At 35.3% G+C, this 14500-nt stretch carries 11 protein-coding genes; 5 read left to right on the top strand and 6 right to left on the bottom strand.

Features of this window, described 5'->3' with window-relative positions:
- Positions 1-13: 13 nt before the first annotated feature.
- The 4 genes from ACS8MM_RS12825 to metG all read right to left on the bottom strand — a co-directional run bounded on the left by ACS8MM_RS12825 (position 14) and on the right by metG (position 5023).
- The gene (locus tag ACS8MM_RS12825; protein WP_379717544.1) at positions 14-637 is read right to left on the bottom strand and encodes a CatA-like O-acetyltransferase; all 624 of its coding nucleotides are present in this window, start codon (positions 635-637) and stop codon (positions 14-16) included.
- The gene (locus ACS8MM_RS12820; protein ID WP_379717542.1) at positions 637-1320 is read right to left on the bottom strand and encodes an HAD family hydrolase; all 684 of its coding nucleotides are present in this window, start codon (positions 1318-1320) and stop codon (positions 637-639) included. Before ACS8MM_RS12820 ends, ACS8MM_RS12825 begins: the two co-directional genes overlap by 1 nt.
- Before the next feature lie 200 nt (positions 1321-1520).
- Positions 1521-2948 (bottom strand): hypothetical protein, encoded by a 1428-nt coding sequence (locus ACS8MM_RS12815; RefSeq protein ID WP_379717540.1) that lies wholly within the window; start codon positions 2946-2948, stop codon positions 1521-1523.
- A 14-nt stretch (positions 2949-2962) separates the two neighbouring features.
- Positions 2963-5023 (bottom strand): methionine--tRNA ligase, encoded by a 2061-nt coding sequence (gene metG / locus ACS8MM_RS12810; protein ID WP_379717538.1) that lies wholly within the window; start codon positions 5021-5023, stop codon positions 2963-2965.
- A 194-nt stretch (positions 5024-5217) separates the two neighbouring features.
- Between metG and ACS8MM_RS12805 the strand changes: the two genes are divergently transcribed.
- From ACS8MM_RS12805 to ACS8MM_RS12790, 4 genes are all read left to right on the top strand, one after another.
- Positions 5218-6189: a S66 peptidase family protein gene (locus ACS8MM_RS12805; RefSeq protein ID WP_379717536.1), complete on the top strand. Its 972-nt coding sequence runs from the start codon at positions 5218-5220 to the stop codon at positions 6187-6189.
- Positions 6189-6548, top strand: a complete 360-nt coding sequence (locus ACS8MM_RS12800) for a YraN family protein (protein WP_379717534.1) — start codon at positions 6189-6191, stop codon at positions 6546-6548. The genes ACS8MM_RS12805 and ACS8MM_RS12800 overlap by 1 nt, the downstream gene beginning before the upstream one ends.
- Before the next feature lie 72 nt (positions 6549-6620).
- The gene (locus tag ACS8MM_RS12795; protein WP_379717532.1) at positions 6621-7283 is read left to right on the top strand and encodes an aspartate kinase; all 663 of its coding nucleotides are present in this window, start codon (positions 6621-6623) and stop codon (positions 7281-7283) included.
- Between the two features lie 168 nt (positions 7284-7451).
- Positions 7452-9410 (top strand): M48 family metallopeptidase, encoded by a 1959-nt coding sequence (locus ACS8MM_RS12790; RefSeq protein WP_379717530.1) that lies wholly within the window; start codon positions 7452-7454, stop codon positions 9408-9410.
- Here the strand turns inward: ACS8MM_RS12790 and mfd are convergent.
- Positions 9407-12715: a transcription-repair coupling factor gene (mfd, locus tag ACS8MM_RS12785; protein ID WP_379719013.1), complete on the bottom strand. Its 3309-nt coding sequence runs from the start codon at positions 12713-12715 to the stop codon at positions 9407-9409. The two genes, ACS8MM_RS12790 and mfd, sit on opposite strands and share 4 nt — an antisense overlap.
- Before the next feature lie 51 nt (positions 12716-12766).
- Positions 12767-13390, bottom strand: coding sequence for a hypothetical protein (locus ACS8MM_RS12780; protein ID WP_379717528.1), 624 nt, complete (start codon positions 13388-13390; stop codon positions 12767-12769).
- 132 nt (positions 13391-13522) lie between these two features.
- On the opposite strand from ACS8MM_RS12780, the gene ACS8MM_RS12775 reads away from it, so the two are divergent.
- Positions 13523-14476, top strand: a complete 954-nt coding sequence (locus ACS8MM_RS12775) for an L-threonine 3-dehydrogenase (RefSeq protein ID WP_379717526.1) — start codon at positions 13523-13525, stop codon at positions 14474-14476.
- The last annotated feature ends 24 nt before the right edge of the window (positions 14477-14500 follow it).

Here is a 14500-nt window from a genome sequence, read left to right as displayed (position 1 = left end):
GTTACGAATTTTTTTATTGCATTTCTGCTTTCAATCTTTCTAAAAATAATCCTACATGATAGCCATCCATTAGACCGTGATGTACATGTACAGAGAAAGGCATACTTTTTATTCCATCGGTTTCAGTGAGTTCACCAAAGGCTATTTTTGGACAGCTGTCAGGATAATTAAAGCCGCGTGCATGAGAAACGGATGAGAAATTCACCCATGGCACTGCAGAGAAATGAATCAGATTGACTTCATTGAACTCACGAGTAAATAATCCGGAAGTAGTTTGAATTCTTTCGATTTCTTTTTGGGCAATTGCATTAAATCTATGAATGTCTTCGTCAAACTCGATGAATGAAAAGCCAAAAGTTTTGTCTTCACGCATAATCGTTGCCGATACATTGATTCGGTCAAATACAACCACTTCATTGTTTATGATCCTATACCTGAAATTTTCAATACTATTAATTGCTATAAGCGTTTTATGCAGGTAATAGACGAAAAACGAAATGTTTAATTCTTTCGCTTTTTCATAGGCTCCAGTGCAATCCAGTGGAATGGTAAACCCAAAAAAAGGTTCGTCCATTTTACTGAAGAACTCGTAATGTTCTTTACGATTCCAGGTAGCTAAATCTAGTTTGCGCATCATTATAGCAAAGGTAAGATATTCATAATTTGTTCTACCGCTTGGAAGTTAGCGTGATCGATTTCAAAATCTATTTTTTCGTATTCCCATGTCGTATGGTAAGGTATATGAATAGCGTGACCACCTATGTTCAATACAGGAAGAACATCTGATTTCAGTGAATTGCCAATCATTAAAAATTCAGATTCTTTGATATCAAGTCGGGACAACATTTTCTGATAATCCAAATCGGTTTTATCGCTCATCACTTCAATATGGTGAAAATAATGACCCAAATGGGAATCGTGTAATTTGCGATGTTGGTCTTTCAAGTCGCCTTTAGTAGCTACAATCAATTTGTATTTACCGTGGAGTTCTTTTAAAACAGTTTCTACATTAGGTAACAATTCAACCGGTTTTTCCAGTAATTCTTTTCCTATTTGTAGAATTTTTTCTACTGCTTTTCCGGAAAGCTGATGATTGGTCAAGGACAAACCAGTCTCAATCATGGATAACGTAAATGCTTTAATCCCGAAACCATACAATGGTAAATTTTTCACCTGATGGGTTAAAATGAGCTGCAACAATTCCTGACGAGAAGCAAAGTCCTGAAATAGGTCACAAAACTTGGCTTGTGCTTCGTCAAAGTAGGGTTCGTTGTGCCACAGTGTGTCGTCGGCATCAAATGCGATTACTTTAATGTTCATTAGGGTGTGAATTTTCAAAAATCTTTCTTTAGAGGGATTTTTCTGATATGTACTAAGTTATTAAACTTTAGCGTATTTAAAAAGGATTTAGTAATCAAACCGGATTGCGGGAAAATAACTTTTATGGGTGTTTATCAATCAACAAATTTTATGAAACTGTATTTTATCATTTATAGTAAGCCGTTGAAGGTTATTTTGATTTAAAATTGATAGAAGGTAGTTTGTTTTAATTCCTTGTTATAACTTGTTAAATACAACTTGTTTTTTAAACTGTAAACCAATTGAAATTCTTGATCTTTTTGAGTTTCAATATATTTTCTCAAGTTTTCTAATTTTGAATCCTGTGCTTTTTCGGCAACATGATTAAAATTTGAATCAAAAATGATTTTGGTATGTACAACTATTTTATTGGCATAGGAATTAATTTCCAAATTACTAGTATTTCCAGCCACCAAAGCACCAACTATTCCACCAATTAACCCACCAAATGCTCCGCCAATAAATGCCCCTGAGTTTTGTTGTGGATAAGAAACACCACCAAGCGTAATATGGTATTTGTCATTTTCAAAATAACCTGAGATAGAAGGATTTTGTCTGTTAACTCGTCTTATAAATTGATTCGGCTTTTCTAAAATTGTTTTTTTAGTAATGCTTCCAATTTCCTCAGTTAAATCAGAATTATAAGTAGTTCCAAAATTATCTATTTGATATAATATATTTTTAACTTCATTGTTTTCAGCATCTTTTATGCTTAAATAAATCTTTCCTTCGATTGTTTTTATTTGAAAAACATGATTGTTGATGATATAGGAATTTGAATCAATAGTAGCTAACTGATTGTCTGTAGTAACAAACTGTTTGTTGAAAACCTTCTGTGATGAGGAAAAGTCTTTTAAATTAATGGATAGTGTTTGCGTGAAATTGGAATTGTAATCAAAACACAAAGTTAATACGTCATCTTTTAAGAAGATCTTTTTCTTTTGAGTACTTGAAACTAACGATGGGAAGGTATTGTTTGACATAACTCTGAATCCGTCTTTATAAAAAGCTCCATTTCCTTCCCAACATATATCATTAAAATTGGCGAAACCACCATCTGAGTTCAAGAATTTCATATCTTTAAGATCGACTGTTTTTTGAATTGCAGCATTTTTTTCTAAAACGAAAATGGTTAATAAGTTGCTTCCTTTACTAGAAGATAAAATATAACATTTTCCGTTTTCCGATAAGTGAGAAATTACTTTTCCTTTGTTTTCTGAAATCAAATCAATTTGGCTTGTTTTTACAGTATTGGTAGCAAAGTCCAATTCCTTGACTTCAATAGTATTATCTTTTGCCCAATAGGTGTAATAAAGATTGTCGCTAAAACTATATCCCAAATAGAATCTATTTTCCTTTTCTGCAAATGATTCCGAAATTTTTCCTTTAGGACTCATAGTATCATCGAAAAGTAAAAAATCGATTTGAGTTTTATAGTTGTAAATAAATACAACTTTTTCATTTATGTCATCCGTTAGAGTGACAACATTTTTTGGTTTATTAATTTCATAACTAAATGTGTTTATCTTTTCTTGAGATAATGAAATTTGCTGCACAAATAGCAGAAAAGCAATGATTTTTAGTTTCATGATGTAGTAACTTATTATGCGATAGTAGCTCCGTTTTCCACTCCTTCTTTTTCAGGAGACACAAATACTAATTTTCCTTCAGCATTGTTAGTCAATAATAACATTCCCTGACTTTCTACACCACGTAACGCTCTTGGTGCTAAGTTTACTAGAACGGTAACTCTTTTGCCAATAACTTCTTCCGGTGTAAAGTGCTCGGCTATTCCCGAAACAATCGTACGAACGTCAAGTCCTGTATCTACTTTTAAAACTAATAATTTATCCGCTTTTGGCATTTTTTCAGCTTCGATAATGGTTCCAACACGTAAATCGATTTTTGAGAAATCATCGAAAGTAGCAGTTTCTTTTTGAGGCATAATTTTATTGTTATCAGCAACTACATTGGCTTTTTTAGTTGCTTCGAGTTTGTCAATTTGTTTTTGTATTTCAGTATCTTCAATCTGAGCGAAAAGAATTTCAGCATCACCAATAGTATGACCTGCCGGCATTAAATTGGAAGTTTCTGAGACTGTATTCCAGTTCAATTCGTCTAGTTTCAAAATGTTGGCCAATTTCGAAGCAGTGAATGGTAGGAACGGTTCCGCCAATACACGTAAAGCTGCGGCAATTTGTAACGCCACATACATTTGTGTTTTTACGCGCTCAGGATCGGTTTTTACCATTTTCCAAGGCTCTTCATCGGCTAAATATTTATTACCCAAACGGGCTACATTCATCATTTCTCCCAAAGCTTCTCTGAATCGGTAGCGTTCTACTGAAGAAGCAATCACTGCTGGATAGGCTTTCAATTCTGTTAAGGTTGCTAAATCAACTTCACTATATTCATTTGGCGTTGGAACAACTCCTTCATAATATTTATTCGTCAATACCACTACACGGTTAATGAAGTTCCCGAAGATAGCCGCTAATTCGTTATTGTTTCTCGCCTGAAAATCTTTCCAGGTAAAATCGTTGTCTTTTGTCTCAGGTGCGTTCGCCGTCAAAGCATAACGTAAAGCATCCTGTTTTTCAGGAAAATCAATCAAGTATTCGTGTAACCAAACCGCCCAGTTTTTAGAAGTAGACAATTTGTTGCCTTCTAAATTCAGGAATTCGTTAGCAGGAACATTATCCGGCAAAATGTAACTTCCTTCCGCTTTTAACATCGCTGGGAAAATCACACAGTGGAATACAATATTGTCTTTTCCGATAAAGTGTACTAATTTGGTATCATCCGATTTCCAATACGGCTCCCAGTCTTTTCCTTCACGTGCCGCCCATTCTTTGGTGGAAGAAATATAGCCTATAGGCGCATCAAACCACACATATAGTTTTTTACCTTCAGCACCTTCAACTGGAACATCAATTCCCCAATCCAAGTCACGGGTTACCGCACGGGGTTCTAATCCACCATCAATCCATGATTTTACCTGACCATAGACATTCGGTTTCCAGTCGTTTTTATGACCTTCTACAATCCATTCCTGTAAGAAATCAGAATATTCATTTAATGGTAAAAACCAGTGTTTTGTCGATTTTAAAACAGGCTTCGTTCCTGTGATTGTCGATTTAGGGTTAATTAAATCGGTTGCATTCCATGATGACCCACATTTTTCACATTGGTCTCCATAAGCTTCTTCATTGCCACATTTTGGACAAGTACCAATTACAAATCGATCGGCTAAAAACTGTTCAGCTTTTTCGTCATACAACTGATCTGTTGTTTCTTCGATGAATTTACCTTCATCGTATAATTTTCTAAAAAATTCTGAAGCCGTTTTATGATGAATTTCCGCTGAAGTTCTAGAATAATTGTCAAAAGAGATTCCGAAATCAATAAAGGATTGACGAATGATTCCGTCGTATTTATCAATTACTTCTTGAGGGGTAATGCCTTCTTTTTTGGCTTTCATGGAAATGGCTACACCGTGTTCATCGCTTCCGCAGATGTAAGCTACATCTTTTCCTTGTAAACGTAAAAAGCGGGCATAAATATCACCGGGCACATAAACACCAGCCAAGTGACCAATGTGGATGGGACCGTTTGTATAAGGCAATGCTGCCGTAATGGTATATCTCTTCGGATTTTGTAACATAACGCAATTAAATTGAGTGCAAAAATAAGGTTTTTAGATTTATTATGCTGATTTTTATTAGAAGCTATTCTCTCGTCTTTAGGACGAGATCACTCTATCTTTTTTTGCCATTGGTCAAAGCAAAAAAAGGATGCCGTTTCCATCAGGGCTATTGTATTATAATTTTTATATTTGTCAAACCTGATGCAGTTCAAATGAAAAAGGCACTTACATTTTTACTTTTAGTATTTTCATTCACCTTAATGGGACAAACCAAAACTATGATTACACCTCCTTTATTAAAAAAAGGCGATACCGTAGCCATTGTAGCTACAGCGCGTAAAAATATTGATGACAATTTAAAACCGGCAATCGATTTGCTTAAAAGCTGGGGATTGGAAGTAAAAGTGGGGAGCACAATTGGTTTGGATTTGAATCAGTTGGCGGGAACCGATGAACAACGTGCTAAAGATTTTCAGGATCAGTTGGACAATCCTAATGTTAAAATGATTTGGTGTGTCCGTGGTGGATATGGTACGGTTCGTATGCTGGATTTGTTGGATTTTACAAAGTTCAAGCAAAATCCGAAATGGATTGTAGGCTTTAGTGATGTCACTGTTTTACACAGTCATTTGAATACAATGGGTTACCAATCCATTCACGGTATCATGCCGGTAACGGTTGCCAAAGCTTCGAAACAAGCAAAAGAAACAATGAAGGTCGCTTTGTTTGGTCAAGAACGATTGGAATATGATATTCCTTTTCATGCAATGAACAAATTAGGTAAAGCCAAAGGAGAATTAGTTGGAGGAAATTTATCCATTTTATACAGTTTGTTTGGTTCACCTTCTGCCATAGATTGCAACGATAAAATTTTATTCATTGAAGACTTGGATGAATACCTGTACCATATCGACCGTATGATGATGAATTTAAAACGCAATGGTTGTTTGGAAAGCATTAAAGGAATCATGGTGGGTGGAATGACAAAAATGAAAGACAATGACATTCCTTGGGGTAAAGATGCTTTGCAGATTATCGAAGATGTTACCAAGAAATACAATATTCCTATCGTTTATAATTTTCCTGCAGGCCATATTCAGGATAACCGCGCATTGGTTTTCGGTTCTCAAATCGAATTGGATGTGAATGCAGAGTGTACAAAAGTGTATTTTGAATATAAGTAATGGCGGATCACAACGATTTAGGAAAACAAGGTGAAGTTGCTGCAGTCGCTTATCTTCGAGAAAATGGGTATGAGATTTTAGAGCAAAATTTCGTTTTTCAAAAGGCGGAAATTGATATTATTGCCCGGAAAAGGGATTGGCTAATTGTAGTGGAAGTGAAAACCCGTTCTACTGTAGAATTTGGTTCGCCTGAGGATTTCGTCAACAAAAAGAAAATAAAACTCTTAGTCAAAGCCATTGATGCTTATGTAGAACAAACCGGACTTGATTTAGAGATTCGCTTCGATATTATTGCGGTTACCAAGGAAAACGAGAAATTTAACATAGATCATTTGGAAGACGCCTTTTATCACTTTTAAAAAATATTCTGTTGTTTTTGTAACAAATTGTTTTATTTAGTAAATTTGCACAGAATTTAAAACAAGTTGGAAATGAAAACGATTTCTTCTGTTGTAGAAAACTACATTAAGACTAAGCCTTTCTTACTGAATGCCTTATCGCAAGGTATTATTAATTTGACTTCTTTGGCCAGAAATATTTCTGACGAGTTGGAAGCGGAATTAGGAAAAGATGTGAAGCAGGGAGCTGTCATTATGGCTTTGAAACGTCTTTCCGAAGATTTGGATTTTCAAGTGAATCATAAAGTTACTAAAGTATTGAAAGGAATTGGTGAAATCACGGTTCGTTCTTCATTAACTGATTATACTTTTTTAGTCTCGGATACTATTTTTGCAAAACAATCCGAATTGATTGCCGAAATTAATGACTTACCGGATGTTTTCTTTACATCTTCTCGAGGAGTTCATGAAACCAATATTGTGTTAAGTGATAGCCTGGCACATTTGGTGGACAAATATTTCAAAGGGGAAAAGTTGACGCAAAAACTGGAAAACCTTTCTTCAGTAACGGTAAAATTACCCAAAGAAAACACTACAACTTCAGGGATTTATTACTTTATTTTCCAACGTTTGGCTTGGGAAGGGATTATCATTTACGAAGTAATTTCCACTTCAAATGAATTCACGGTTTTAGTAAGTGAAGATGTGGTAGATAAAGCTTTTAAAGTAATTAAAGACTTGAAATTGACGAAGTAAAATTCAATACAATTTTTATTTATTCCGATGAACATAATTACAATTTCCAATCCGGTTTTAGTTCCTAAAAATCTGACTAGTTTATCTAAGTCCTATATGTTTAGGGCGGGTTTGGCAATACTCGCAATTATTCTTTTTTTCGTTTTATACCTTGCCTTGCTATTTGGTTTGGTACAATTAGTAAAGCTTGCTTTTTTTTATGAGATTGAAAATGTCAACAAATTCACTCTTTTAGTAAAATTGGGCTCAATTGCAGGATCAGTAATGCTATTGTTATTTACATTAAAGTTTATAGTAAAGCTTAAAAATGTAAAGCCGCAGAACAGAATAAAACTCAAAAAAGAAGAAAACCCTCTTATATTCGATTTCATTCATCAGATTTGCAAAGAGACAGGTGCGCCCAAACCTAAATCAATTTATATAGACCCCGATGTTAACGCCTATGTCAGATATACTAATGTATGGTTAAGTTTGCTATTACCTACAAGGAAAGAATTGACTATTGGACTTGGTTTGGTGAGTTCATTGAATTTGAGCGAATTTAAAGCGGTAATGGCTCATGAGTTTGGTCATTTTTCCCAAAGAAGCATGAAAATAGGCAGTTATATACATAGCGCAAATACCATTATTTATGATATGATTTATGACAGGGATAAATGGGATGAAATTCTTGAGCAATGGAGAAATTCCGATTTTAGGCTTTCTGCTGCAGCGTGGGTTATAACACCTATTATTTGGATCATTCGAAAAACTCTCGAACTTTTTTATATGTTTCTGAATTTAATGCATTCCTCTCTTTCGAGGGAAATGGAGTTCAATGCGGATAAAGTAGCTGTAAAAAGCGCAGGCAGCCTCGCAATTGTATCAGCTTTATGGAAACTTGATTTTGGTTTTTCCTACTGGGAGACAATATTGAATAACGCCTATTATGCTTCAAAAAAAGAGATATTTACAGATAATCTTTATCATCATAAATTAAATTATGCACAGAAAAACCTACCTCATTTAGAGGAAAAATTTGAGAATCTATCTGTCGAAGAAAATGGTGTTAGAAAATTTTTCAATGCTGATGAGCATTCAAGTGTAAGTATGTATTCCAGTCACCCGCCTAATGATCAGCGAGAAAAGAGTGCTAAAACTCCTTTTGTAGAATGTGATGAAGATCAACGCTCGCCTTGGATTTTATTTTCAAAAGAAGAAGAAATACAAAAGGAAATGACAAAATTCATTTATGACAAGTATTTTGGGCTTCAGCCAGAAGTTTTTGTCAATCACAATGAATTTGAGAATTTTATCGAATTGGAGTCAAGAAATTTGAATCTCGTAAATGAATATCAAAATACATTTCAATTTCGTTTTATCAATTTGCCTGAATTAAATTCGTTGGAACAAAATGATATTTTTGAAGGGGATTTCAAGAAAAGGGTTGAACTTTTAAAAGAAGAATTAACAGTTTTAATGGAACCTGTCGTTAACATTGAAGAAAAAATGAATCTAGCTATTCAAATTTCCAATGACGAAACCAAAATTAAATCTCTAGAATATAAAAATACTCACTACAATAAAAAAAATATTATTGAAGCGTATAATATGATGTTTAATGACAGAGAAGAATTATTCACAACTACTTTTAAAGAATGGGATGAAAAGTTCATAAAGTCACATTATCGATTGGCCAAAAAGTACAATAAGGATAATGAATATAAAAAATTACTTACTCAGCATAGTAAAATAATAAATGTCTACAAAAAACTTATTGAAGTTAAAAATCAAATCATAACCGAGATAAACATACTTCAAGCTAAATCAGATGTAACACCTTCTGAGGTGACTTCCCTTTCTGAAGATATTATTCATTTTTGCCTGAAGATTAATGATGAAATCAATAATATTGATGAAAATAGTTTTGTAATGATTTCAAATATCGACTCTGTTCAAGAATTAAAAGATGCCTTTATTGATGGTGGATTAATTAAGAAAGAAACAGGTAATATATTTGAAAATGGAGGATTAGATAGGATTATGTTTGCAATTGAAAACGGAATTGTAAATTCTAATCGTATTGAAAATAAGAACTTGGATGAGGTTCTTAAATTCAACAATGATCTCGTTTTACTTGAAACCTAAACCATCTCCATCAATTCCAATCCCTTCTTAATCGATTTTACATTTTCGAAAGTCAATAATAAACGAAGCCCGTTTTTGGTCTCTTTTTCTTTCATCTTGCACAGGTTACTGTTTTGCTGTACAAACTGCAATACTTTATGAAAACGCGCCGATTGGTAATACGTGCTTTGCTGATCACCTATAAAATAACAGACCATTTTCCCTTGCTTTAAAATGACTCTTTCCACACCAATGTGAGTGGCTTTCCATTTAATACGCAAGCTATCCAATAACGCTAAGGCTTGCTTAGGTAGTTTCCCGAAACGGTCTTCTAGTTGTTGTTGGTATTCTTGTAATTTTTCTTCGGTTTTGATGATGGCCAAATCGTTATACAAACTCAAACGCTCGGTAACACTGTTGATGTATTCGTCCGGGAATAACAATTCGAAGTCGGTATCAATTTGTAAGTCTTTGACATATTCTTTGGTTTCCACATCGCTTTCTTCGGGATACAAATCCTTGAATTCGTTTTCTTTCAATTCTTCAATAGCTTCTTGCATGATTTTCTGATAGGTTTCGAAACCAATTTCATTGATAAAACCACTTTGTTCACCACCCAATAAATCTCCCGCTCCACGAATTTCCAAATCTTTCATCGCAATATTGAAACCACTACCCAATTCACTGAATTGTTCCAATGCCTGAATACGTTTTCGGGCTTCATCAGTCATCGCCGAATACGGTGGCGTAATAAAATAACAAAACGCTTTTTTGTTGCTTCTTCCCACACGACCGCGCATTTGATGCAAGTCGGATAAACCGAAATTATTGGCATTGTTGATGAAAATGGTATTAGCATTTGGCACATCCAATCCACTCTCAATAATGGTTGTGGCAACTAAAACGTCAAAATCACCTTCCATGAACGAAAGCATGACTTCCTCTAGTTTTTTACCATCCATTTGTCCGTGACCGATTCCCACTTTGGCATTAGGAACCAAACGCTGTATCATTCCGGCAATTTCTTTGATATTTTCAATACGGTTATTGATGAAGAAAACCTGACCGCCGCGTTCAATTTCGAATGAAATGGCATCACGGATAATTTCTTCGTTAAAACCAACCACTTGTGTTTCGATAGGATAACGATTAGGCGGAGGAGTGGTAATTACAGATAAATCCCTGGCGGCCATCAATGAAAACTGTAACGTCCTCGGAATGGGAGTGGCTGTCAATGTCAGTGTATCCACATTGGTAGCAATGGTTTTCAGTTTGTCTTTCACGTTGACTCCAAACTTCTGTTCTTCATCTACGATCAATAATCCCAAATCTTTGAATTGCACATTTTTATTCACCAATTGATGGGTGCCAATTACTATATCCAGTTTTCCGGATTCCAAATCTTTTAGGATTTCTGTTTTTTGTTTGGCCGAACGGAATCGGTTCAGATAATTCACATTGACCGGTAAATCTTTCAATCGTTCTTTAAATGTTCGGTAATGCTGGTAGGCTAAAATAGTGGTTGGAACCAAAACGGCTACCTGTTTGCTGTTATCTACGGCTTTGAATGCTGCACGAATGGCCACCTCGGTTTTTCCGAAACCTACATCACCACATACCAAACGATCCATTGGACGTTCGTTTTCCATATCGGCTTTGACTTCCTGAGTAGCTTTGACCTGATCGGGTGTGTCTTCATAAATGAAGGAACTTTCCAACTCAAGTTGTAAATAACTGTCGGGAGCAAAAGCAAATCCCTTGTCAAGTCTTCGTTTCGCATACAATTGAATCAAATTGAATGCAATATGTTTGACGCGTGCCTTGGTTTTTTGTTTTAAGGCTTTCCACGCTCCCGAACCTAATTTGTAAATTTTGGGTGGCGCTCCGTCTTTTCCGTTGTATTTCGAAATCTTGTGCAGAGAATGAATACTCACATAGACAATATCATTATCGGCATACACCAGTTTGATCGCTTCCTGAGTTTTGCCTTCTACCTGTATTTTTTGCAATCCGCCAAACTTTCCGATACCGTGGTCAATGTGTGTTACATAATCACCCACTGACAAAGCATTCAATTCTTTTAAAGTGATATTCTGCTTTTTGGAATAACCGTTTTTGATGGAGAATTTATGGTAACGTTCAAAAATCTGATGATCGGTATAACAAGCTATTTTATTTTCTTCATCAATAAAACCTTGATATAAGGGCAGAACAATGGTTTCGTAATCTTTGACAAAATGTTCATGGTTTTGCTCGTCCATGGATTCGAAAATGTCATGGAAACGTTTCGCCTGTTGCTCGTTAGCACAAAACAAATAGTTTCTGATGCCGTTTTGCCTGTTTTCCTTCAAATTCTCCATCAACAAATCGAATTGTTTGTTGAAGGAAGGTTGAGGTTTGGTATAAAACTCAAAACTTTCCTGAATCTTGAAAGTGGGTTTTGAACTCAGTTCCACTACCGAAAATTGCAAGGCTTGTTTAAGAAAGGCTTTCTGATTCAGAAATAATTCTTCGGGCGAAGCATGCTTGATTTCTTTCGATAATTTCTCGAAACTCTCTTCGGCTTTGCCAAATAATTTGTCCAGATTCGCCCCAAGCAAATCGGTATTCTGAATAAAAAGAGTAGTTCTTGGATGAATATAGTCTAAGAAACTTTCTCTTTTTTCTTCCAATAATTTATTTTCAAAATTCGGAATGATCGTAATCTTATTTTTCTTTTCTACCGATAATTGTGTAGCCACATCGAAAGTTCGGATACTATCGACTTCGTTGCCGAAAAACTCAATTCGGTACGGATTGTCATTGGAAAAGGAAAATACATCTAATATTCCGCCTCGTACTGAAAATTCACCGGGCTCAGTAATAAAATCAACACGTTTAAAATGGTATTCGAATAAAACTTCGTTGATGAAATCAATGGAAAGATTGTCGCCAACCGCAATTTTTAAGGTGTTTTTTTCGAGCTCTTTTTTGGTGACTACCTTTTCGAACAAAGCCTCCGGATACGAAACAATAATAACCGGTTTTTTTCTTGAATTAATACGGTTTAATACCTCGGAACGTAACAATACATTGGCATTGTCTGTTTCTTCAATCTGATAAGGTCTTCGATAAGAACTAGGATAAAAAAGTACGTCTTCTTCACCTACTAATTCTTCCAAATCGTTGAGTATATAAGCGGCTTCTTCTTTCTCGTTACAGAGTAAAAGAAAAGAATTTTCCTTTTTACGGAACAGACTCTCGACGACAAAAGATAAGGAAGAACCTAATAATCCTTTGATGTGCAATTTGGCATCACCGGTAATAGCATCGGCAATGGAAGTAATTTTAGATTGTTCTGCAATCAGCTGCTTGATGTAATCGGTACTCAACGGTTTTTATTTTATTTCTTCAAATGATTCTATTTCTTCGTCCAAAGCAGGTTGTACCGGCGCAGAAGGCTTCACTACAGTTCCGCCTGCACGTTGGATCATTTCGGCTTCTCCTTCTTCCAGTTGGATTTGGCTTCTTCTCACCGTTTCTTCAATTTGGTCTTGAAAAGCATTGACTTCGAGATTTAAGTCACGCACCAATTGCAATACTTTTTTTTCCGGGATTCGGTCCAGATTAATGAACATATGCAATGCTTTGACTTTAGTGATTAAAGTTGCGAGGCGACTTTTGGTTTGTCTTTTATTGAGCTTTTCCGGAATAGTGGTTTGAAGCACTTCTGTTTTGGTGACTAAACTGGTTGTCTTACGTTTGAATGCACCAATAGTTCCTTTCGGTTTTTGGTACAGTTCATCAGTAAACAAACGCCATTCATTCCAGTTGGATGCAATGGATTGTGAGGCCGGAGTTAATTTTCTTCGATTAAAATTCCATGCCTTATTGATGTTATTGAAGACTAATTCTTTTTCTTTTTTGGCTCTTGTGATTTCAATTTCATGTTGTTCGCTATCGTTTTTACACGAAAACACAACAAAAATTAAGCTCGATAGAACTGCTAAAAATGATTTCATAGGTTTGGATAAAAATGTAATAGCAAATGTAAGGTTTTTGTTTTTTGGATAACTATAAGTGTTAAAGTTCTTAAGAGTTAATAGAGTTAGAAATAACGAAAACTGTATCTTTGTAGCACAACTTTTCTTAAAATGGATACTAAAATTTTAATTATAGGTGCCTGTGGTCAAATAGGTACTGAACTTACTCAAAAATTAAGAGAAACTTACGGTAATGAAAATGTAATTGCTTCTGATATCAGAAAATTAAATATTGACGTAGTTAATGACGGAATTTTTGAAGTAGTCAATGCGCTGGATTACAATCAGATTGAACATTTGGTAGAGAAATATCAAATTACCGATGTCTATTTAATGGCAGCATTGCTTTCGGCTACTGCCGAGAAAAACCCTGCATTTGCTTGGGATTTGAATATGAATTCGTTATTTCATGTCTTGAATTTGGCCAAAGCAGGAAAAATCAAAAAAGTATACTGGCCTTCAAGTATTGCCGTTTTCGGACCTACGACGCCAAGAGACAATACACCACAATACACGGTTATGGAACCATCTACTGTTTATGGAATCAGTAAACAAACCGGTGAAAGATGGTGTGAATACTACCACGTGCAATATGGTGTTGATGTGAGAAGCATCCGTTATCCAGGATTAATCAGTTGGAGTACACCTCCAGGTGGCGGGACAACCGATTATGCTGTAGATATTTATCATAAAGCGATTACCGAAGGGAAGTTTACTTCATTTTTATCTGAAAATTCGGCTTTGCCAATGATGTATATGGATGATGCCATCAAAGCTACCATTGGTATCATGCAAGCTCCAGCAGAACAGATTAAGATTCGCTCTTCGTATAACTTATCGGCCATGAGTTTCACACCGAAAGAAATTGCAGAAGAAATCAAAAAACATTTCCCAGAGTTCACCATTGATTATGCACCTGATTTTCGTCAGAAGATTGCTGACAGTTGGCCAGCTAGTATTGATGACTCAAGAGCAAGGGAAGATTGGGGTTGGAAAAATGATTTCAACATGGATAACATGACGGTCGAAATGATCACAAAACTGAAAGAGAATATTTATAAATAATAAAAAAAGGGAACGTTGAAACGT

The organism is Flavobacterium sp. MAHUQ-57 (assembly GCF_051908335.1).
Classification (GTDB): Bacteria; Bacteroidota; Bacteroidia; order Flavobacteriales; family Flavobacteriaceae; genus Flavobacterium.
The sequence above is the reverse complement of the archived record's forward strand: the minus strand, read 5'-3'. Positions and strand labels throughout refer to the sequence as shown.